Genomic DNA, 22,822 nt, shown 5'->3' on the forward strand with positions numbered 1-22,822 from the left:
CGCCGCCGCTATCGCCACCGTGTTCACGCGACGATCATGAAGTCTTCGTGGCTCAGATTCAGGCCGGACTCGAGCATGGCGAACTTTTTCTGACCGCCGCTGGCGTCGCCATTGCCGTCATAGAGCAGCGCGCCGGTCGACTTCTTGTAGATGATCCGGTCGTCCGCGTCCTTCACCTTGCTGGCCACGCGAAAAGCCGAAGCCGCCAAATCGCCGACCGGCCCGACGTTCTTGAAGACGGACTTGTCGAGCTGGATCAAGTCCGATCCGGGCTTGAAGTCGGTGATCTCATCCGCGCCCGAGCCGAACTTGTCCTTGAACGCGAAGATATCCTTGCCCTTGCCGCCGGTCAGCTTGTCGCTGCCGGCACCACCGTTAAGGAAATCGGCGCCATCCTTGCCCTTGACTCGGTCGGCGCCCTTGCCGCCTTTCAGCTTGTCTGCGTCCGTGCCGCCGTCAAGGACGTCGCTCCCCGCGTCTCCGTTGAGGGTGTCATCGCCTTTGCGACCCTTGAGGATGTCCTTTCCCTTGCCGCCGCTGATCGTGTTGTCCGCGCTGTTGCCGGAGAGGTGGTCGTTCCCCTTGCCACCGCGAGCATTTTCGATGACGACCCCGTTGGCGATGGTGAAGCCGCCGTGCACGCCCTTGGAGTAGGAAAGGAACCCACCGCCGCCTGGTTCCACCTTCAGCGTCGCCTCGCGCAGATCGATCGAAGCCGGGCGGCCGCCGTTATAGACGATCGTGTCCTCGCCACCCGCGTCCCAGATCGCCGAGTAGAACGTTCCCGGCCCGTTCGATTTCGGCAGCTTGTAGGTATTGTCGCCGGTCTTGTAGTCCATGTTGGCGCCGTACTTGGCCTGGAGCACCACGATGTCGATCGCCATCGGCGTGCCTTCATAGCCATACTTGTAGGACGGCGGCTGTCCCTTCGGATTGGCGGTCCAGCCGTCGTTGTAGGACATCATGGTGTAGATGCCCTGATTGAGCTTGTGCTTGCCGAAGTCGCCGAACTCGGATGTCACGCCGGGGAACTTGGTGGACTTGCCGCCCTTGTCATGCGGGTGCGCCAGCCCCAATCCATGCCCGATCTCGTGGATGATGGTCTTGAAGCCGAAGCCGCCCATTCCGAGGCCGTCTTTCCAGCCCTCTCCCAGCTTGTTGAACTCGCCGTAGCCGGATTTGTTCCCCTCGCCCGGAGGGAACATGAACCCTAGAAACTCGCTTCCCTTGTTGGTCCCGAATCGAAAGTCCGCGTCCGCCTTGTTGCCGACTTTCTTGAACTCGATATCGAGGAACGTCTCGAAGATATCGAAGGCGCGCTCGACCTGTTTCTTCTCGCGCGCGGTCCAACCGGCCGACTTGTTGCCAAACGGTACGTTTTCGCCTGCGCCATGAAAATAGTACCGGATTACCTGATCGTCGGTGTTGACTGCCGAACCCCAATCAATCGCTTTTTCGAGTTTTGTTGCCACTTTGATTCCCTATTCGAAGACAGTCGCCCTACACGACGAAAAAATCGTCAGATGATAGCAAGATCCCCGGGTCCAGTTTCGCGAACAATATCTTGCCACCACCGCCGGAGCCGTCGGAATCGTAAAAGAGCTTACCATTGTCGCTGTTATGGATGATCCGGTGATCGGCCGTCTTGGCATTCGCGCCCTTTCGGAACAGCGAACCGTCCAAGGGCACGCCGTCATCCGGCAACCCAAACGCGGACGCATCGAGCAGAATCTGTTCGTCGGTCTCAAACGTCTTGATCGTATCAACGCCTTTCCCTGGACTATTGAGAAAGGCGTAATGATCGGCGCCGCCACCGCCGTTGAGAACATCGTCGCCTTTGCCGCCGTTGAGCCAGTCGCTCTTCGCACCGCCTTTCAGTTCGTCCTTGCCCTTGCCGCCCTTCAGCGTGTCGTTACCGTTCCGGCCTTTGAGTTCATCCTTGCCCCGGCCGCCGTTCAACGTGTTGTCGACGCTGTTTCCGGACAGGAAGTCGCTCTTGTCGCCGCCGATCGCATTCTCGATGATCACGCCGTTGGCAATGGTGAAGCCGCCGAAGACGCCGTCGGCGTAGGAGATGAAGCCGCCGCCGCCAGGCTCGACTTCCAGCGTTGCCGCCCGGAGATCGATAACTGCCGCGCGCCCGCCGCTATGCGAGATCGTGTCTTCGCCACCCGCGTCCCAGATCGCCGAGTAGAACGTTCCCGGCCCGTTCGATTTCGGTAGCTTGTAGGTGTTGTCGCCGGTCTTGTAGTCCATGTTGGCGCCGTACTTGGCCTGGAGCACCGCGATGTCGATCGCCATCGGCGTGCCCTGGTACCCGTACTCATTGGATGGCGACTCCCCATCGGGATTGGTCTGCCAACCGTCGTTGTAGGTCATCGTCGTGAACACGCCCTGATTAAGGTCGTGCTGGCCGTAATCGTTGAAGGCGCTCGAGACGCCGGGGAAGCTGGTGGACGTCCCACCGGTGTCGTGCGGGTGCGCCAGGCCGTGACCATGGCCAAGCTCGTGGATGATGGTGACGAAACCGAATCCGCCCTGCTCGAGGCCGTTGCCCCAGCCGGTTCCGTTGGTGTTGAACTTGCCAAGCCCTTCGTTTGGGTAGCCCGGCGGCGCCATACTTCCCAGCACCGACGAACCGCTCACATACGTCGCGAGCATGAAGTCGGCGTCGCCGACGTCCTCGACCTCCAGGTATGTGATGTCGAGAAACGCCTCGTAGGTGTCAAACGCGGCTCGGACCTGGCCCTTTTCGTAGTTGGTCCATCCGGCCGAAATTCCGACCGGCGTCGCTTCGCCCGATCCGTAAAAGTAATAGTGGATGATGTTATCGGGGGTGGTGTCGACCGCCGTCCCCCAATCCAGGGCATCTTCAAGCGGAGTGGTCAACTCTTCCTCTGGGTCCCGATTTCGCTTTTCTCGGTTACATTGATACGGCAGATGAAGTCGTTCGCCCAGCCACCTGGAACTCAACAAGTCTTGAAGTCAGAAAGCAGACGGGCCGCCTACGGCGACCCGCTCAAGTCGACCCTCCGCGGTTGCGTCGACTAGATCACGAAGAAATCGGTGTTCGACAGCGCCAGCCCGGTGTCGAGGACTGCGAACAGGGTCTGCGGATCGCCGCCGTTGCCATCGGGATCGTAGTACATATTGCCGCTGCCGTCGTCATAGACGATCCGGACTGAGCCGCTCGTCGCTTCGGATCCGATCTCGAACGCGTTCTTCTTCAACACGCCCTTCGACGGCAACTCGGTAAAAATGTCTTTGTCGAGGTCAATGGCATCGCCGCCGGGTGTCATGTCGGTGATGGTGTCGACGTTTGTCGATTCGTTGAGCGCGGTGTTGAAGATAAACGTGTTGAAGCCTTTGTTTCCGGTCAGCGTATCATTACCGGCGCCGCCATTGATCTCGTCGCCGCCCTTGCCACCCGAAATCGTGTCGTTGCCGTTGCCGCCCTTGAGAGTGTCCGAGCCTTTGGCACCCGAAATCGTGTCACCACCATTGCCACCCTTGATCGTATCCGCTTTGTCTCCACCATTGATGATGTCGGCGCCCTTTTGGCCAAGAATGACATCCTGACCACCGTAGCCATAAAGAACGTCGTTTTCATCCGAACCGGTGATCGAGTCTTTCCCCTCGAAAATCTTCTGCATCAATTTGTTGACGTTGCCACTGAAGTAATGATCCATGTCAGTGACATCTATCGACAAATGTTTCAATTTATACTGGCTTACGTTGTCATTTTGGACATTAATCGACTTGACAATTCCTGCAATGGGTGTCTTCCCGGAATAAACGAAGGCATCTCCCTTGATGATGTATTGAACATCCTCGTCGTTATCCTTGGCCGTCATGGTTGTCGATTTTCGATTGATGAGCTTCATATCCGAGAAATCGGACAGGTAACTCAACTCAATGAGGCGCTGCGTATTGACTGCGACCTTTGCTGTAAACGTAACCACGATTTGTCCTCCTGTTGACCGCATCTCAGCCCATGCGCCGCGACGGCTCACAAGCGCTCGTCTACGCGACACCAAGGCCGCCGATACTAGCGCGCCGAAGTGATCAATTCACCTCGACGCTGCCGATTGACCGGACAGTCGGACGTTATCGTGACCTGAATTTGACGGCGCCAGGCCGATGGCTCATGCCCGGCTACTAAGACGCGGGCGCGGCCTCTCCACCCACCGGCGCGTCCTCTTCATCTTCCTTGAGAAGCTCCTCGCGGGACACCGTCTTGTCGGTCACGTCCACGAGTTCCAGCAGGAAGTCGACAACCTTCTCCTCGAAGATCGGCGCCCGCAGTCCGGCGAGCGCATCCGGATTGCTCTGGTAGTACTGAACCAGTTCCTGTTCGCGGCCGGGGAACTGGCGCATCTGGGCGGACAGCGCCCGCTGGACCTCTTCCTCGCTCACCTCGATGCCGTTCTTCTCGCCGATTTCGGCAAGCACCAGTCCGAGCCGGACCCGGCGCTCGGCGATCTTTCGATAGTCGTCCCGTGCCGCTTCCTCGGTCGTCTCCTCGTCCTCGAACGTCCGATTCGAAGTGCCGAGTTCATTGGTCACCTGCCGCCAGATGTTGTCGAACTCCTGCTCGACCATCTTCGGCGGCAGATCGAACCCGTGCTTCTCGTCGAGTTGATCCAGAACCTGCCGTTTGACCTTCTGCCGTGTCGCCGCGCCGTACTGGTTCTGGATTTGCTGCCGGACCGCGTCGCGAAGTTGGTCCAGCGTCTCCATGCCAACCCGCGTGGCGAGTTCGTCGTCGAGCGAAATCGGGTCCGGTGACTCGACCCCCTTCACCGAGACGTCGAAGGTGGCCTCCTTGCCGGCCAGATGCGTCGCCCCATAGTCCTCCGGAAAGGTGACCGTGATCGTTGTCTCGTCGCCGGCCGACAGGCCCTCGAGTTGCTCGGTGAAACCGGGGATGAACTGCCCGCTCCCCAGGAGTACCGCAGCGTTGTCGTCGCTGCCTCCTTCGAACGGCTCATCGTCGATCTTGCCGACATAGGCGATCGTCATCCGATCGCCGGCCTCCGACTTGCCGTCCTTGGCGGTATAAGTGCGCGCGCTCTCGGCGAGACGGTTCAGTTCCGTTTCCACCTCCTCGTCGCTGACCTCGGCAACTGGCCGTTCGACCTTCAGCGACTTGAAATCGCCGAGTTCGAAGGTCGGCAGGATCTCGTAGCTCATCTTGTAGGTGAGGTCGGATTCGCCGAGGAGGACGCGTTCGGCCTCGCCGGCTTCCTCGGGCAAGTCGAAATCGGGCTGCTGAGCGGCCCGTTCTCCCCGCTCCGTAATCGTCTCCTGAGCCACTTCGGAAATCACCGATTGGACGATCTCCGCCATCGTCGACTTGCCGAACAGGCGGCGGAGATGGCTGACCGGAACCTTGCCGGGCCGGAAGCCCTTGATGCGGACTTCGCCCTGCATCTCGTTCAGTCGTGTCACCAGGCGCGAATCCAGCTCCGCGGCCGGAACCGTGACCTGAAATTCGCGGCGGAGGCCATCGGCCAGTGTCTCGGTTACCTGCATCGTCTATGTACTTCCGATCTCAACGTGTTCTTTGCTTCGTCGCACCGTCGTTCATGGTACGGCGCGGCCTAAACTTTTGCTGCCTGGTTCACGACCGTTCGACGGGAACGAGGTGGCCAGGAAGCGTGGTGCGGGCGGAGGGACTCGAACCCCCACGACTTTCGTCACGGGAACCTAAATCCCGCGCGTCTACCAGTTCCGCCACGCCCGCCGGCCGCGGCGGTCCGGGCCAGGGCGAGGCCTCTATACCAACAGCTTTGCCGGCGATCAAAGGGAAAGCACTCGTCCCTGTTCAGCCGAGAAGATCGGCGAGAACGGCCGGAATCGTCTCCGGAAGGTCTTCGGCGATCAGCCCGCGCCCGAACCGCGCGGCCGCCGCGCCGTGCATCCAGACACCGGCCGCCGCCGCCTGGAACGGCTCCATCCGCTGCGCCAGCAGGCCGCCGATCAGTCCGCCAAGCACGTCGCCGGCTCCCGCCGTAGCGAGCTCCGCCGGCGCGTTGTCGGCGATCGCCGCAAATCCGTCCGGTGCGGCCACGACCGTATCGGCACCCTTGAGCACGACGATGGCGCCCGACCGCTCCGCCGCCTGCCGGGTTCGGTCGAGTTTGGACGGAACCGTCGTTAGGTCTGGGAACAGCCGAGCGAATTCGCCATCGTGGGGCGTCAGGACCACCGGCGATGAGCGCTCCATGATCTCAGCAAACAGCGCATCCGGATCCTCGGCATATGCGGTCAGCCCGTCGGCGTCGACGACGACCGCCGCGGGCGAAGCCAGCGCCGCTGCGACCAGATCGGCGGTGTCCGCTGTAACCCCTAGCGCCGGCCCGAGCACGACCGCGTTCTTCCGCGTATCTGCGAGGATCTCCTCAAGCCCGTCCGCGCCCTGGAACGGCTTGAGCATGATCGCGGTGAGATGCGCGGCGTTCGCCGCCACCGCGTCCGGTGGCGAGGCAACCGTAACCAGACCCGCGCCGACGCGCAGCGCCCCGCGGGCCGCCAGTCGCGCCGCCCCGGTTCCCGTCGGCGGGCCCGACACGACCAGCGCGTGACCGCGGTCGTATTTGTGGCCGTCGATCCGCGGCACTGGTAGCCCGCTTCGCCACAGCAGCGGTCCGTTGTGGTAGGCCCGCGGCTTGATCCCGTTGAGGATGATCGGGTCATGGCCGATGTCGGCGAGCGAAATCCGGCCGGCGATAATGCGTCCCGGCAAAAGGAGATGGCCGGGTTTCTTGCGAAAGAAGGTGACCGTCTCCCGGGCGAGCATCGCCCGTCCGAGAATGACGCCGGACTCGCCATCCAGCCCGCTCGGCAGATCGACCGACAGAATGGGGATGCCGCTTTCATTGGCGCCGTCGATCGCCTCGGCCGCGGCGCCCTTCACCGGGCGGTCGAGACCCGCCCCGAACAGCGCGTCGATGATCAGCCGGGCTCCGTCGGCGAAATCGCGGCTGGCCGGCTCGATCGGCCCTTTCCACGCCCGCGCGGCGAGGCTTGCGTCACCCTTCAAAAGCTCCCGCGAACCGAGAAGATGGACCGAAACCCGATACCCGCCCTCGGTGAGCAGCCGCGCCGCGACGAAGCCGTCGCCGCCATTGTTGCCGGGGCCCACGAGAACCGCGATCGGCGACCCGGCGTCGACCATCCGCCCGGCGACCGCGGCGACCGCCTCGCCGGCCCGTTCCATCAGCAGGTAGCTACGGATACCGGTGGCGACCGCCCGCCGATCGGCATCCGCCATCTCCTCTGGCGTGAGCAGTTCCAGGTCGTCAACCGAGTCGTCGTAAGCCGGCGGCGCGACCTCTTCCCGGTGCCCGAGCAGGGTCTCGAACCGCTTTGCCCAGTCCTCAGTCGATGAATTTTTAGCCATTTGCTTATTCCTTAGTCACCGATTGACTGCGGTTCCATCGCAAAGCATGGTGTCGCCCACGAATTAGCTCAATTTCGCGGCGCCCTCCACCGATCGGCCGGATGGCACGAAGTGTGCAAACAAGTCGCTCGACCGGTCTCGGGCCGGATCGACGCGTACTGTCGGAGACATGGACTACATGAAGAAGATCGAGGCGATCATCAAACCGTTCAAACTCGATGAGGTGAAGGAAGCGCTGCAGGAAGTCGGGCTCCAGGGTATCACGGTCACCGAGGCAAAGGGTTTCGGTCGCCAGAAGGGTCATACCGAACTTTACCGCGGCGCCGAGTACGTCGTCGATTTCCTTCCAAAGGTAAAGGTCGAGGTGGTGATCGCGGACGACATGGTCGACCGCGCCGTCGAGGCGATCCGCAAGGCCGCGCAAACCGGCCGGATCGGTGATGGCAAGATCTTCGTGTCCACGATCGAAGAAGCGGTTCGCATCCGTACCGGCGAAAGCGGTATGGACGCGATCTGAGCCCGAGCCTCCCATCGGAGCTGTAATTCCAAACAGCCGGTCGTGGCCGCCGAGGTGGGTTCCACCTTTCAACGCCACGCCAACACCTGAACAGGAAAGAAGGAATTTTACCAATGCCAGGCGCCAAAGACGTCCTCAAGACGATCAAGGATAACGACGTCAAATTCATCGACCTCCGTTTCACCGACCCGCGCGGAAAGTGGCAGCACGTTACCCTCGACGTCAGCATCGTCGACGAGGACACCTTCGCCGAAGGCATCATGTTCGACGGTTCGTCCATCGCGGGCTGGAAGGTGATCAACGAGTCCGACATGAAGCTGATGCCCGATCCGGCGTCGGCGGCCATCGATCCCTTCTTCGCCGCCACCACCCTGTCGGTGGTGTGCGACGTGCTCGAGCCGCTGACCGACGAGCCATATGCCCGCGACCCCCGGTCGATCGCCAAGAAGGCGGAAGCGTATCTGAAGCAGACCAAGGTCGGCGATACGGCGGTGTTCGGCCCCGAGGCCGAGTTCTTCGTGTTCGACGACGTGCGTTTCGCCACCGAGCCCTACAACACCGGCTTCCGGATCGACGACATCGAGCTGCCGATCAACTCCGACAAGGAGTACGAGATGGGCAATCTCGGTCACCGGATGCGCACCAAGGGCGGCTACTTCCCGGTCCCGCCCCAGGATAGCCTCCAGGACATGCGCTCCGAGATGCTGGCCACTATGGCCGCGATGGGCGTGCCCACCGAGAAGCATCACCACGAGGTCGGCGCTTCCCAGGCCGAACTCGGCATCAGGTTCGGCGATATGACGGTGACCGCCGACCGGCTGCAGACCTATAAGTACTGCGTCCAGAACGTCGCCAACGCTTACGGCAAGACGGCGACCTTCATGCCGAAGCCCGTGTTTGGCGACAACGGCTCGGGCATGCACGTTCACCAGTCGATCTGGAAGCGCAACAAGCCGCTGTTCGCCGGCAAGCTCTATTCGGACCTGTCGCAGGAGTGCCTCTACTACATCGGCGGCATCATCAAGCACGCCCGGGCGATCAACGCCTTCACCAACCCGAGCACCAACTCCTACAAGCGGCTGGTGCCGGGTTACGAGGCGCCGGTGCTGCTCGCCTACTCGTCCCGGAACCGTTCGGCCTCCTGCCGCATTCCGGTCGCGTCGTCGCCGAAGGCCAAGCGGGTCGAGGTCCGCTTCCCCGACCCGATGGCGAACCCGTATCTCGCGTTCGCCTCGATGCTGATGGCCGGTCTCGACGGCATCCAGAACAAGATCGATCCCGGCGATCCGATCGACAAGAACCTCTACGACCTGCCGCCGAAGGAACTGAAGAAAATCCCGACGGTCTGCGGCTCGCTGCGCGAAGCGCTCGCGGCGCTGGACAAGGATCGCGCCTTCCTCAAGGCCGGCGGCGTGTTCAACGACGACATGATCGACGCCTATATCGAGCTCAGGATGGAAGAGGTCACCCGCTTCGAGCAGACCCCGCATCCGGTCGAGTTCGACATGTACTACTCGGCCTGATCGGCCTCGACATTAACCGACAAAGGGGCGCCCACCGGCGCCCCTTCGCCTGTCGTCCTCCGGCTTGACCGGAGGACCCATCGAAACCGTTGCTCCGATGAAGATCGTGATGGCGGCCTTGGCGCCTCACCACGAGCCACGTACTGGCGATACCGGGTCCTCCGGTCAAGCCGGAGGACGACAGCGGCGGGAGGTTTGACGGTCGCGGAAAGATGGGCAGGTCGGTGTCCGGCCCCCATAAGCGGGCGCGTTGTCCTGCGTTGGTTTCCTAAACCATGCCACCCCACGGACGTCATGCGCGGACTTGATCCGCGCATCCACGCGAACACCGTTGGCGGGAGCGCGGGCGCGACCGTCGACAAGACTTGGATGGCCAGGACTGATCCCCAGATCACGACGCCTGGGGACTGCCCGTTGGCGGCCCATATCGTCCTCCCACCACTGCCGCCCCTCCTCCCTCCCGTTGGGAGGGCAGGTTTGGCGTCATGCGTACCCTGCCCCATACCTGCTGGCGAAACGGCCCCGGCTTGCTAATCCGCAACCAGAGCGGCACTGTTGCGTCGACGGGCCGAGTGGCTGGTGGGCAACGCTCGATATCGGGAACCGTTTGGAGGAAGCCATGCGAAAGACTGTACTCGCGGCACTGGCGTTCATCGGATCGATAGGGGCCGCCACGGCGTACGAGGAATGGATCGGATTCTACCACGGCATCGATCCGATCGATGGGGATGTCAGTACGCTCTCCATCACCGCGAAGCCGGACGGAACGATGCACATCGTCAGCACTTCCGACACGATCACGTTCTGCGACGGCGGGCCGGGCGCCTTCGTGGCCGAGGGCCGGATCGACGGCGACACGCTTCTGCGCGAGAACACAAAGGTCCGCTGCCGCGGCAGCGAAACCCTCCAGGACGTCCGCGACAGCAGCTACACCTACGATCGGGACAACGGCGTGATCCAAATCATCACCCCCGGCGGCGGGCATCCGATCATCTTCCATCGGTTCAAGGGCTGAGGCGTTTCGGCGGTCGGCTGCGTAAGGCGTCCCCCAACCGCTCATTCCCGCGGAGCCTGCCCTCGACCAGATCGGGTGGCGGGAATCCAGCTCCTGGAAAACCGCGCCGTCAAAGACTGGGTCCCCGCCTGCGCGGGGACGAGCGGTTTCTTCAAGGGCTGCCACCCCGCCTCCTCCCCGTCGTCCTCCGGCTAGACCGGAGGACCCATCGAAACCGCTGCTCCGATGAAGATCGTGATGCCGGCTTTGGCGCTTCACTGCCCAGCCAAGTACCGGCGATACCGGGTCCTCCGGTCAAACCGGAGGATGACAGCGGCGGGAGGTTGAAGGCCGAGGCGTCATGCTGAGAGCAGCCCGGTGGCTTTGACATCGTGCGTCTTTCGAGGCTCGCTCCGCTCGCACCTCAAGATGAGGCCGTTGGAGCCTATTGGCAAAGACCCAAGGCAAGCGGCACCAAGTCGCAACCAGTCTAAGGGGCGCCCGCCCCCTCATGCTGAGGAGCCGCCGAAGGCGGCCTCGAAGCACGCACCACCGATTGACCCGCCCCCTCATCGGAGAGCAACTCACCGAAAGCGTCGCGCGCGACACCGGTCTGTCGGCGGCGTCGCGGCCCTGTCGGCGGTGTGTCGCAAGGACGTCGAGCCGGCGTCGAAGGCGCGTCGCGGCGCGTCGGTGAACCCGCTCTCTTTTCGATCAGGTGATTATGGTACGACCAAACCGCGGTACCGCAACCGGCACCGCGGCAATCGTGGTCAACGCTTAGTCGCGGATCCGATCCAGGTCGTGGTTGAGCTGCACCGAGAACGGCCGGTCCCAATCGTGCTGCTGGAGCGAGGCGCCGCTGCGGCCGAATGCGTAGCGACCACCGGCGACCAGCTCCCAGTCGGTGATGTTGTTGTTGGTGTAGATATTGGCCTCACCAAACACCGACATATTCGTGCCCCCGATCAGGTGCTCGACGCCGGTCCAGAACTGCCAGATTTCATCTTCGAAGCTCCAGTAACGAGCGCCGAAATCGGCCCGCGTATTGGCGTTCCAGTACCAGCCAAGCTCACCGCCGATCGACCAGTAGTCGTCGATCTCATCCGACCACGTATAGAGCGCGTTACTCTTCAGCGTGGTGCTCGGCATGAAGAATGCCTTCTCGGCACCGGCCGTATAGGCCCCGTCGCCGTCGACGCTCGAACCGCCGAAAACACCGCCGATCGCGAATTGCGGCCCCTTGTAGTAGATGTGGCCGAATCCCCCGTAGGCCTCCGATTTCGCGCCCTCGAACTGAGACATGCCGCTGATTTCCAGCTGCGCGTTCCAGAGTTCGTTGAGCGGTACCGCGATCCGAACACCGCCGAGAATCTCGCCGGTCTCGTCGTTCCCCTTGTCGGGATCGTACCATCCAAGCGCCAGGGTCACGTCGCCGGTGACGATCGACTGGCTGCTATACATCGGATCGCCCGACCGCGGGGCGCCGTAATAGCCCTGCGCCAATACCGGCCCGGCCACGAACATCAACCCGGCCGCCAGGGCCACCGCTTTACAACGCATCTTACTGTCCCCTGTCAGACGCGATGGTCCCCCGACCATCAACTCAATGCGCCTCACTATATCGCAACACAACCGACGACGCTGTTGCCATTTGGCAACATGATTGGAATCGCCGCGCCGCCTCGAAATCACGTCAGGCGGGCGGAGTGTCGCCCTGACCGGGCGCTTCGAGACGGGCCAGGGCGGCCTGCGTCTTGTCGCGCAACGCTTCGGACTGGTCGAGCCGCTCCCGCTGCTCGGCGATGACCGCTTCCGGCGCCTTGACGAGAAACTGCTCGTTGCCAAGCTTTGCGCCGATCTTGGCGATGTCCTTGCCGATTTTCTCAAGCTCGCGGGTAAGCCGCGCCCGCTCGGCGTCCATGTCGATGATGCCGGCCAACGGGATCGAGAAGGTCGCTTCACGGACCAAAAGCTGCAGTGCGCCCTTGCGCGGCGCGGAGGCGAGCGCGACCGACTCTACCCGGGCCAGACGGCGGAACACCACGTCGTGGGCTTGGAGCCGGGCGGCGGTCGAGAACACGGCACCGGAGACCGACACTTCGATCATCGCGGCCGCCGGGATGTTCATTTCCGAGCGGATCGAACGGATGGCGGAAATCGCCTCCACCAGCCAGTTGATTTCGTCCGCGGCCATCCTGTCCTCGAACGTGGTCGTCGGCCAGCGTGACAGCGCCAGGATCGGATAGGCGGCCGGAACAGCGTCCTCCTCCGCATCCTCACGACGCCAGAGCTCCTCGGTCACAAACGGCATAAACGGATGGAGCAACGCCAGGATCTGATCGAACACCCAGGCGACGGTCGCTCGCGTCTCCTGCTTGGCGGCGTCGTCCTCGCCGCTCAGCACCGGCTTGGAGAGCTCCAGATACCAGTCGCAATAAAGGTTCCAGATGAACCGGTAGAGCGCCGAAGCGGCTTCATTGAACTTGTACGCTTCGATCGCCTCGGTGACGTCTTTGATCGCGCGCGTCGTCTCGGTGATAATCCACCGGTTGACGGTCCCTTTCGTTGCAGCCGGATCGAAGTCCGCCAACCGCTTGCATTCGTAGTGCTCGGCGAACCGCGCGGCATTCCAGAGCTTGGTCGCAAAATTCCGGTAGCCGCCGACTCTTGAGGTCGCCAGCTTGATGTCGCGGCCCTGGGCTGTGATCGCGGCGAGTGTGAAGCGCAGCGCGTCCGCGCCAAACTCGTCGACCAGTTCGAGCGGATCGATGACGTTGCCCTTCGACTTCGACATCTTCGCGCCGGTCTCGTCCCGCACCAGCGCGTGCAGGTAGACGTCGCGGAATGGCTCCTTGCCGGTGAAATACAGGCCCATCATCATCATCCGGGCGACCCAGAAGAAGATGATATCGAACGCCGTGACGAGAACCGTGGTCGGGTAGTAGCGCTTCAGCTCCGCCGTCTCTTCCGGCCAGCCGAGCGTGGAGAACGGCCAGAGGGCCGAAGAGAACCACGTGTCGAGGACGTCTGGGTCCCGGGTGAGCTCTGCCGATTTGCCGTAGTGGGCGTCGGCCTCGGCCTGTGCTTCTTCTTCCGTGTGGGCGACGAAAACCTTGTCGTCCGGGCCGTACCAGGCGGGAATCTGGTGACCCCACCAGAGTTGCCGGGAGATGCACCATGGCTGGATGTTCTCCATCCACTCGAAGTACGTCTTGTCCCAGGTCTTCGGCACGAAGGTCGTCCGCCCCTCGCGCACCGACGCGATCGCCGGTTTCGCCAGCGTTTCGGCGTCAGCGAACCATTGGTCGGTCAGGTACGGCTCGATCACCGTCGACTTCGACTTCTCGTCGTGGGGCACCATGATCGGCTTGTCTTCGATCGTCTCGACGAGCCCGGCGTCCTCCATCAGTTCGACGATATGTTTGCGGGCCGTGAACCGGTCCTTCCCGTCAACCGCCTTGATGGTCGCCTTGAGCGTCTTGGAGTCGGGCACGCCATCGAGGAATTCGGCGTTGTCCTTGAGGACGACGTTGGCCTCGGTGTCGAAGATATTGACCATCGGCAGGTCGTGGCGCTTGCCCACCTCGAAGTCGTTGAAGTCGTGCGCCGGGGTGATCTTCACCGCCCCGGATCCGATTTCCGGGTCGGCGTGGGTGTCGGCGACGATTTGGAGTTTTCGTCCGACCAAAGGCAGGATCGCGTGTTTGCCGATCAGATCCTTGTACCGCTCGTCATCCGGATGCACCGCCACGCCCGTGTCGCCCAGCATCGTCTCAGGGCGGGTGGTGGCGACTACAATGAATCGGTCTGCGTTATCCTCAATCGGATAGCGGAAATGCCAGAGGTGTCCGGGCATTTCGATGTTTTCGACCTCGAGGTCAGACACCGCCGTTTGCAGGTTCGGATCCCAGTTGACCAGGCGCTTGTCACGATAGATCAGGCCCTTGCGGTAGAGGTCGATGAAAACCTTCAGGACAGCTTCGGACAACCCGTCGTCGAGGGTGAAGCGTTCGCGGCTCCAGTCGCAGGAACAACCGAGTCGCCTGAGTTGCGTCAGAATCTCGCCGCCGGACTCCGCTTTCCACGCCCAGACCTTCTCGACGAACTTCTCCCGTCCGATCCTGCGCCGATCCGGCTCCTGCCGCTCCATCATCTGGCGCTCTACGACCATCTGAGTGGCAATGCCGGCGTGGTCCATTCCGGGTTGCCACAACACATCGCGCCCGCGCATCCGCTCGAACCGGACGAGGATGTCCTGAAGCGTGTTGTTCAGCGCGTGGCCAATATGGAGCGAACCCGTCACATTCGGCGGGGGAATGACGATCGAGAAGGGCTCCGCGTCGGGATTGGCCCCCGCGCCGGCTTTGAAAGCGCCGGCTTTCTCCCAAACGTCGTAAATCCGCGGTTCGACCGCGGTCGCATCGAAAGTCTTGTCAAGCATGGTCACTTCCGCAGAACGAGCGGTGCCCGTGTAAATCGGAAGGGTGGCGCGAAGTCAACAACCGCGGACGGGCGTCCTGCGGTACGACCCTCACCTCGTTTGGCGGGAAAGCCGCTCGATCTCGTCGCGGACCAGCCGCTCGACAAGCGGCGGCAGGTTCTTGTCGAGCCATTCACGGAGCATCGGCCGGAGCAACTCCTCGATCAAACCATCCACTGTCCGAACGGGGGCCGTCGGCTGATCGACTGCAAGGGTGTCGAACGCTTCGGACACGACTGCTTCGGTTTCCGCTGAAACCAAGTGGTCGTCGCACTTCCCTGCGACTTCGGCGCCTTCATGTGGTGGGCTTTCGCCGCCCATCAGATCGCCCGGCTCCGCCGGAGAACCCTTACTTTCCATGGTAGTAGGCTCCGACGACTGCACCCCCACCGACGTTTGCGTCGTCGTCGACGCATTGTCGATCGGCGTATGATTTACGGGACTGCCGGTATCCCGGCCGAATTCGACCCGCGCCTCCTTGATCGCCAGCGCGACGGCGCGTTCGACCGCCGGACGCGCCGACGTTCCCGGTCGTTTGGCTGGCTGTGGCTGACTCGGCTCCGCAGCCTTGCTGCTCACCGGCGGGCTTACGTCGCCAACAGCTTCCTTGGTCTCAGCGAACAGCGGACTGACGTTGTCAGCGGTCTTGCTATCTGCCGCCGCTCCTTCGTCTTCCGCAATCATCGTGCGAATCGACGCGAGGATCGCGTCCATCGCCTCATCCTGTATCGTGTCGGGTCGCGACATTCGTTCCCCTGGCACCCGGTGGCCGGTGTGCGAATCATGTCATTGATCATTATCCGACAGATGACATGCGCCGGTGACAAGCGGCTCACATTTTCCAACGAAAACGGCGAGAGATTAACGCCCGTCGGGCGTCCGGAGGCCCAGCCACTTGTCCTTGACCTGGTAGTAATGGTCGGTCGGATCGTAGATCTCCACCGGCAGGCCGAGGACGGACGCATTGAGGCGACCGACAGCGGCCAACAGCGAGTAGGCGGCGACGACGCGGTCGTGCTGGGCGCGGACCTGAGCGACCCGAGCGTCGAGGAGATCCTGCTGGGCGTTCAAGACGTCGAGCGTGGTCCGCTGACCGACCCGGCGCTCTTCGATCACCCCCGACAGGACCAATTGTTCCGCGGCAACTTGAGCGGCCGCCGCGCGCACCTGGGCCCGGGCAGCGTCAAGCGTCCCCCACGACGAGATGAGTATCTGCCGCACCTCGGCCCGCGTAACATCAAGCTCGATCCGCCGCTGCCCCAGGGTCTCCTTCAGTTCACGGACCTCAGCGGCGATGCTCCCTCCCTGATAAAGCGGCATAACCAGCCTTCCGGTCACCGAGGCAGTATCCCTCCACGCTGTATCGCCCGAGGCGTCCCGATGACTGACCGAGCCGCTCAAAGTCACCGAAGGAAGCAACGCCCCCTCGCGAACCCGGACATTCCACGACGCGACATCAATGTTGTAGAGGCTTGAGATGATACTCGGGTGCGTGGTCAGCGCGACTTCAAGTCCCGCCTCAAGAGTACGCGGCAAGTGTTTGTCGATACCATTGACGTCGCCCAGCCTGTCGGGCCGGATCCCGACGATCTGAACATAAACCGCGATCGCCTGATTCAGATCCGCGACAGCCTGCGCGTAGTCGGACATACCCTCGCTCAGCCGCGCATTGGTCTGAGCGACATCGGTCCGGGTCCCTTCGCCTACCGACAGACGGTCCTCTGCGGCCTTGACCTGCTCGCGGAGGAATTCAACGTTCTGCGCCGTCAGGTTGACGACAACCTGAGCACGGATCACCCCCATGAACGCACGAACCGTGTCGAGCAGGATGTTCTGTTCGACGACTTTCAGTTGCTCGCGTGCGGCCTTGACCGACATTTCGGCGACTCGAACCGCGTTCTTGGTCCGGAAACCAAGGAAAATCGGCTGTTCGACCGACAGCGTTGCCCCGCGCGGATTGGTCGCTGTCGACCAATCGGACCCGGGATCGAATATGTTGCCCGGCGTGCGGGTTGTCGTGTATCCGAAATCGCCATCGAGGGTAATCGACGGTCGGCCATTCGCCCTGGCTTGAGGCACGCCTTCATTGATCGCGCGCATCTGCGCACGCGCTGCGTTTAGGTCAGGATTGTTCTCGTATGCAGTAGCAAGCGCCGACCGCAGAGATGCTGCGAACGAAGGCCCCGACCACGTTACCGCCGCCGCTGCAATACACGCAGCTACGGCCCAACCACCACGTCCCCAAAACACGACGGGCCCCCTCAAAACTAACGGCTGTGCGGGACGGCCGCCCCGCTACTCGCAGCACAACGCCGCTACTCTATCCGGCTTGTGGCGCCGGTCAAACCTTCACCACCGCGTAGCGGCGAAAAGCCCCGACCTGCGGCGCGTATACAACACCTTCTGTTCGACAAATCCTTAGAAAATAAAGGATTGTGGCTTTCTGAACCCCGGAAGCGGCGGTATGTGCGCGTCGAAAACCACCCGTCGGCCGATATCGTCGTCTGTTCGGGTGTAAACCATCGCCTGGCCGGCGCGGCTATAGCCGAGGACCGCCACCAGCCGACCTCCCTCTCGGAGCTGGTCGAACAACGCCTCCGGCACGGTCTCTACGGCGCCGCCAAGAATAATGACATCATATGGGCCTTCCGAAGGATAACCCGCCTCGAGGGGCCCAGTGACGATGGCAACGTTATCGATCCCGAGCTCGAGCAGCGTCTCAGACGATTCCGACGCGAGTTGTTCGTCTTCCTCCACCGCCACAACGGATCCTGCCAGCCGGGCAAGAACGGCAGCCATGTAACCTGTCGCGCAGCCGACCAGCAGCGCGAAGTCCGATTCCGATACCTCCGCCGCTTGGGCGAGCCGCGCCAATGGTGCCGGCCTGATGAGGTATCGCGCCGGCATCGTGCCGGTCGCTTCCTTAACGACAATATCGTCGTCGCTGTAGGCGAACGGCTGGAGGCGGTTCATTAGGAAGCTCTCACGCGGAATATCCGCCATCGCGCCGATAACCGCGTGATCCGTCACGCCCTCGGTTCGGACCTGGGTGTCCACCATGTTGGCGCGCGCGGCAGCGAAATCCGTCATCTGACACCGTCTCTCGGTGGTCCGTACAAAACGCGGTTTCTCCTAGACCCGTCGGCCAAGCGAGGCAACCCGTTCGCAAATCACGACAGGGTCCGACGCTCGCCCCGAAAGGCGGCGGGCGTCGCGTGACGCCTGTTCAAGATGCCCCTCAACCGCGTAATCTGCCAGCGATGATACTGCCCTTTGGGCGAGGAGACATCGAGGTCATGACCGACGTCGAAGACAAACTCAAACAGATTGAACGCCAGATCCTCTGGAATGCGTGCTGGACGATCCATCACGCCAATTACCTTCGTCCAAAAGCCGACGGCGACGTCAAAGTCGGCGGCCACCAGGCATCGACGGCCTCGATGGTGTCGATACTGACCGCGCTCTATTTCCACACGCTGCGGCCAGAGGACCGGGTGGCCGTCAAGCCGCACGCCTCGCCTGGCTTTCACGCTATGCAATACCTGATGGGCAACCAGACCCGCGAAAAGCTGGAAGCCTACCGGGGGTATCAGGGCGCGCAGTCCTATCCGTCGCGGACCAAGGACACCGACGACGTCGACTTCTCCACCGGTTCCGTCGGCCTTGGCGCCGCCATCACCGTCTTCGCCTCCATGGTCCAGGATTATCTGCAAGCGAAGTCCTGGGCTGATGTCCGCCCAACCGGCCGAATGATCGCCTTGGTCGGCGATGCTGAACTCGATGAAGGCAATGTCTATGAGTGCCTGCTGGAGGGTTGGAAGCACGACATACGGAACGTGTGGTGGGTGGTTGACTACAATCGGCAATCGCTCGACGGCGTGGTTCCTGAAGGCCTGTGGCAGCGCATCGAGTCGGTGTTCGAAACCTTTGGTTGGGACATCGTCCGGCTGAAGTACGGCGCGCTGCAAAGGGAGGCGTTTGCCGAGCCTGGCGGCGACAAGCTGCGGCAGTGGATCGACTCATGTCCCAACTCCCTGTTTTCCGCGCTGACCTTCCAGGGTGGGGGCGCTTGGCGCCAAAGGCTGATGGACGAGATCGGCGATCAGGGACCGGTTACCGCGCTGCTGGAAAAACGCGACGACGACGAACTGGCCGCACTGATGACCGATCTCGGCGGCCACTGCATCGAGACACTCGGCGACGCGTTTGACAGCGTCACCGGCGATCGACCGACCCTGTTCCTCGCCTATACGGTGAAAGGGTGGGGAACCCCCCTCGCCGGCCACAAGGACAATCACGCCGGTCTGATGACTCCGGCCCAGATGGACTCGTTCCGGGCGAAGATGGGTGTCGCCGAGGGGCACGAGTGGGACCGTCTCGCGACCGTGCCCGAAACGTCCCGCGGCGACCTCCAGGCCTTTCTCGACGACGTACCGTTCTTCAAGTCGGGCTCCCGTCGATATGCGGCCGATTCCGTCCCGGTCGGCGGCCCCATCTATCTCAATGACACCGAACTCTCGACCCAGGCTGGTTTCGGCAAGATTCTCGATGCGCTCGCCAAAACCGACACAGCGCTTCGGGACCGGATTGTGACGATGTCGCCCGACGTCACGGTTTCGACCAATCTCGGCCCGTGGGTCAACCGGCGCGGGCTCTTTGCGCGGCAGGAGTCGGCGGACACGTTCCGCGACGAGCGCGTTCCGTCCATGCAGAAATGGCATTTCTCGCCGAACGGGCAGCACATCGAACTCGGCATCTCCGAGATGAACCTGGCGCTGCTTCTCGGCGCCGCCGGCCTCAGCCACTCGCTCTTCGGTGAGCGGCTGCTTCCGGTCGGAACGCTCTACGATCCGTTCATCGCGCGATGCCTCGATGCGCTGAACTACGCTTGCTACATGGACAGCCGCTTCCTGATCGTCGGCACGCCTTCCGGTGTGACCCTCGCCCCGGAAGGCGGCGCTCATCAGTCGATCGGAACGCCGTTGGTGGGCATCAGTCAGGATGGCCTTGCGAGCTTCGAGCCTGCATTCCTTGATGAGCTTTCGGTGATCCTCGACTGGTCATTCGCCTATCTCCAGCGAGATGGCGAAGGTGAACCCGATCCGCGCACCTGGCTCCGCGATACGAAAGGCGGTTCAGTCTATCTCCGCCTCTCCACCCGCCCGCTCGAGCAGCCGAAACTCGGGCGGGATGCCGCGTTTTACCAAGGCGTTGTCGACGGCGCCTACTGGCTCCGCGAACCGGGACCGAACGCGGACATCGTGATCGCCTACCAGGGGTGCGTGGCGCCTGAGGCGATTGCCGCGGCTGGTCGCATCGGTGTCGATCGTCGCGACATCGGCGTTCTGGCGGTCATCTCCGCCGACCGGCTGAACGCCGGGTGGACCGCAGCGCGCGCCGCCCGCCGCAAGGGCCGCGAAACGGCGCGGAGCCATGTCGAGGCGCTCCTCGATCCGCTGCCGCAGCACTGCGTCGTGATCACCGTCACCGACGGACATCCCCTGACGCTCGGCTGGCTCGGCTCCGTCGCCGGCCATCGCGTAGCGCCGTTGGGCGTCGAGCATTTCGGCCAAACGGGGACGGTCGCCGATCTCTATCGCCACTTCGGTATCGATGCCGACACCATCGTCGAGGCCGCGGATCAGCTTTCGCCTGGGCGTCCGATCCGCCTCCGCGCTGTCTAGGCGGCGGCGGTCGCCATGGCCCTCGTGTCGATAAGGGAGCGCCCGTCACTGTCAAAAAGGTGAAGCGCATCCTCGTCGAACTTGAGCCCGACAGTCGAGGTCAGCTTGACCTGCGCTTGGCCCTTGATCTCGACGGTCAAAGGCTCGCCGGAGGTCAGGCCGAGGTAAACGAACGTCTCGCCACCAAGCTGCTCGGCGATCTGGACCTCACCCGTCGTCGCAGCTTCAGTGGCGTCCGTCAGCATGATCGCTTCCGGCCGCACACCAACCGTGACATCGCCGCTCGGCTGCCTGCCGTCGATCCGGCGGCGCAATGTTCCGCCGGTTTTCAGGGCGATCTCAGCGACGCCGGACTCGACGCCGGTGACAGCACCTTCGAGGAAATTCATGCGCGGACTGCCGATGAAGCCGGCAACGAACAGATTGGCCGGATGATTGTAGAGGTCGAGCGGCGTCCCGACTTGCTCGACCACGCCGGCGCGAAGGACCACGATCCGATCCGCCAGCGTCATCGCTTCGACCTGATCGTGCGTGACGAAGGTCATGGTCGTACCGAGACGGCGATGGAGCTTATTGATCTCCACCCGCATCTGCATGCGAAGCTCGGCGTCGAGATTGGACAGCGGCTCGTCAAACAGAAAGATCTTGGGTTCCCGGACGATCGCCCGGCCGATCGCGACGCGCTGGCGCTGGCCGCCGGACAACTGGCCCGGTCGCCGGTCCAGCAGTTCCTCGATCTGGAGGATTTCCGCCGCCTGGGCGACGCGTTCCTTGATCTCATGCTTCGGTGCACGCATCGTCTCCAGCCCGAAGGAGAGGTTTTTGCGGACTGACATATGCGGATAGAGGGCATAGGACTGGAACACCATGGCCAGTCCGCGCTTGACCGCAGGGACATCGTTGACCACCTCGCCGTCGATCAGAATTTCGCCAGCGGTTATGCCCTCGAGTCCGGCGATCATTCTGAGCAGGGTCGACTTGCCACATCCAGACGGGCCAACGAAGACGACGAACTCTCCATCGGCGATATCGAGATCGATGCCGTGGATGACTTCGACCGGGCCGAACCGCTTGAAGATCTGACGGAGTTCAAAGCTCGCCATCAGGCTTCCTCCTTCGCCGTTTCCGGAAGCCAACCCTCGTAGAGCGGGTGATCGCGATCGAGCGGAAGGGTGACGACCGCATCTGTGCGTGCTGAGTAATAGGCTGCCGTGGCAAGTTCCAGCGACGCCCGAGCGTCGGCGATCGAAACCGGCAAGGGACCGCCGTCCGTCAGCGCCGTGTGAAGCCTGAGAAACTGGCCGGCGTTTCGCTCGGGCAGGACGGGCACTTCGGCAACCGCAGCGTCGACCTCCGTCTGCCGCGCGGGATCGGCAGCGGTGAATGTCCAAGGCGTCGTGCCGGGATTGTAGGGGCTACGGTTGCTCTCGGCGGTCAAGCCGGCAAAACAGAAACGCAGCCGGGACATGTCCTCTTCCGCGCCAAGCGTCACCGACAGGGTAACCAGCGAACCGTCCTCCATTTCGAGCGCGATTGCCGCACAGTCCTCCGTCTCGATCGGGTTCACCCGCGTTGCCGCCCGCGCGAACACAGTCTTTGCCGGCCCAAGAACATAGGTCAGGATGTCGTGGCTATGGATGGCATGGGCAACCAGCGATCCACCAAGCTCTGTCGCCCACCGACCCCGCCAAGGGTTGTCGTAGTAAGCAGCGGTCCGACGCCAGTGGGTCTCGACCGTCGCGACGTAGGCCTGGCCGGCAAGACCACGATCCCGCAGATGTAGGAGTTGGCTGATCCCGTTACCGAATCGGTACTGAAAGATCGGGCAACACCGGCGGCCGGATTCGCGTTCGACCGCCGCCAGCTCGTCGGCCTCAGCCAGGGACCGTGTGAACGGTTTCTCGACAACCACGTGCTTGCCGGCGAGCAGGGCTTGCTTCGCCTGATCGAAATGCAGCGATGGCGGTGTACAGATGTCGATGATGTCCAGGTCACCGGCAAGCAGGTCGTCGAACCGCGACGTGGTTTGCGATATGCCGTGCTCGGCCGCGATCGTACCGGCCTTGGCGGCGTCAATGTCGCAAAGAACATCCACCGCAAACAGGTCGGGCAACGAATTGTAGGCCTCGATGTGGTTAACGCCGACGCCGGCGCCGACCACGGCGACCCGCAAGGGTTCACTCAATTTTTTGTTCCTCCACCGCACACTGCCGTGC

General features: G+C 62.7%; 16 protein-coding genes and 1 tRNA gene. 4 read left to right on the plus strand and 13 right to left on the minus strand.

The window, feature by feature from the left end:
* Nucleotides 1-23: 23 nt before the first annotated feature.
* The 6 genes from ACO076_RS15545 to ACO076_RS15570 form a co-directional block, all read right to left on the minus strand.
* On the minus strand, nt 24-1,472 hold the full coding sequence (locus ACO076_RS15545) for a M10 family metallopeptidase C-terminal domain-containing protein (RefSeq protein WP_421723747.1): 1,449 nt from the start codon (nt 1,470-1,472) through the stop codon (nt 24-26).
* Between the two features lie 28 nt (nt 1,473-1,500).
* Complete coding sequence (locus ACO076_RS15550; RefSeq protein WP_421723748.1) at nt 1,501-2,889, minus strand: M10 family metallopeptidase C-terminal domain-containing protein; 1,389 nt, start codon at nt 2,887-2,889, stop codon at nt 1,501-1,503.
* 158 nt (nt 2,890-3,047) lie between these two features.
* A complete protein-coding gene (locus ACO076_RS15555) occupies nt 3,048-4,013 on the minus strand; it encodes a calcium-binding protein (protein WP_421723749.1) in 966 nt (321 codons plus the stop codon).
* A 145-nt stretch (nt 4,014-4,158) separates the two neighbouring features.
* On the minus strand, nt 4,159-5,535 hold the full coding sequence (gene tig, locus ACO076_RS15560) for a trigger factor (protein WP_421723750.1): 1,377 nt from the start codon (nt 5,533-5,535) through the stop codon (nt 4,159-4,161).
* Nucleotides 5,536-5,661: 126 nt separating this feature from the next.
* Nucleotides 5,662-5,746: transfer RNA gene (locus tag ACO076_RS15565), tRNA-Leu, on the minus strand.
* 81 nt (nt 5,747-5,827) lie between these two features.
* Nucleotides 5,828-7,300: an NAD(P)H-hydrate dehydratase gene (locus ACO076_RS15570; RefSeq protein WP_421726745.1), complete on the minus strand. Its 1,473-nt coding sequence runs from the start codon at nt 7,298-7,300 to the stop codon at nt 5,828-5,830.
* A gap of 283 nt (nt 7,301-7,583) precedes the next feature.
* On the opposite strand from ACO076_RS15570, the gene ACO076_RS15575 reads away from it, so the two are divergent.
* The 3 genes from ACO076_RS15575 (at nt 7,584) to ACO076_RS15585 (ending at nt 10,460) form a co-directional block, all read left to right on the plus strand.
* Nucleotides 7,584-7,922 (plus strand): P-II family nitrogen regulator, encoded by a 339-nt coding sequence (locus ACO076_RS15575; protein WP_421723751.1) that lies wholly within the window; start codon nt 7,584-7,586, stop codon nt 7,920-7,922.
* A gap of 113 nt (nt 7,923-8,035) precedes the next feature.
* A complete protein-coding gene (gene glnA, locus ACO076_RS15580; protein ID WP_421723752.1) occupies nt 8,036-9,445 on the plus strand; it encodes a type I glutamate--ammonia ligase in 1,410 nt (469 codons plus the stop codon).
* Between the two features lie 619 nt (nt 9,446-10,064).
* Complete coding sequence (locus ACO076_RS15585) at nt 10,065-10,460, plus strand: hypothetical protein (protein ID WP_421723753.1); 396 nt, start codon at nt 10,065-10,067, stop codon at nt 10,458-10,460.
* 759 nt (nt 10,461-11,219) lie between these two features.
* On the opposite strand, the gene ACO076_RS15590 is transcribed toward ACO076_RS15585, so the two are convergent.
* From ACO076_RS15590 to ACO076_RS15610, 5 genes are all read right to left on the minus strand, one after another.
* Nucleotides 11,220-12,002 (minus strand): hypothetical protein, encoded by a 783-nt coding sequence (locus ACO076_RS15590; RefSeq protein WP_421723754.1) that lies wholly within the window; start codon nt 12,000-12,002, stop codon nt 11,220-11,222.
* A gap of 133 nt (nt 12,003-12,135) precedes the next feature.
* A complete protein-coding gene (locus ACO076_RS15595; RefSeq protein WP_421723755.1) occupies nt 12,136-14,883 on the minus strand; it encodes a valine--tRNA ligase in 2,748 nt (915 codons plus the stop codon).
* Between the two features lie 90 nt (nt 14,884-14,973).
* Nucleotides 14,974-15,636 (minus strand): DUF2497 domain-containing protein, encoded by a 663-nt coding sequence (locus ACO076_RS15600; RefSeq protein ID WP_421723756.1) that lies wholly within the window; start codon nt 15,634-15,636, stop codon nt 14,974-14,976.
* 147 nt (nt 15,637-15,783) lie between these two features.
* Entirely contained in the window at nt 15,784-17,172 is a 1,389-nt protein-coding gene (locus tag ACO076_RS15605) for a TolC family outer membrane protein (RefSeq protein ID WP_421723757.1), read from the minus strand.
* 168 nt (nt 17,173-17,340) lie between these two features.
* A complete protein-coding gene (locus ACO076_RS15610) occupies nt 17,341-18,012 on the minus strand; it encodes a protein-L-isoaspartate O-methyltransferase family protein (protein ID WP_421723758.1) in 672 nt (223 codons plus the stop codon).
* A gap of 206 nt (nt 18,013-18,218) precedes the next feature.
* Here ACO076_RS15610 and ACO076_RS15615 point away from each other — a divergent pair, with 206 nt between their 5' ends.
* On the plus strand, nt 18,219-20,606 hold the full coding sequence (locus tag ACO076_RS15615; protein ID WP_421723759.1) for a transketolase: 2,388 nt from the start codon (nt 18,219-18,221) through the stop codon (nt 20,604-20,606).
* On the opposite strand, the gene ACO076_RS15620 is transcribed toward ACO076_RS15615, so the two are convergent.
* Nucleotides 20,603-21,712 (minus strand): ABC transporter ATP-binding protein, encoded by a 1,110-nt coding sequence (locus tag ACO076_RS15620; protein ID WP_421726746.1) that lies wholly within the window; start codon nt 21,710-21,712, stop codon nt 20,603-20,605. The two genes, ACO076_RS15615 and ACO076_RS15620, sit on opposite strands and share 4 nt — an antisense overlap.
* Nucleotides 21,709-22,791, minus strand: coding sequence for a Gfo/Idh/MocA family protein (locus ACO076_RS15625; RefSeq protein WP_421723760.1), 1,083 nt, complete (start codon nt 22,789-22,791; stop codon nt 21,709-21,711). The genes ACO076_RS15620 and ACO076_RS15625 overlap by 4 nt, the downstream gene beginning before the upstream one ends.
* Between the last annotated feature and the right edge of the window lie 31 nt (nt 22,792-22,822).

It is taken from the genome of Bauldia sp. (genome assembly GCF_965232525.1).
GTDB lineage: Bacteria > Pseudomonadota > Alphaproteobacteria > Rhizobiales > Kaistiaceae > Bauldia.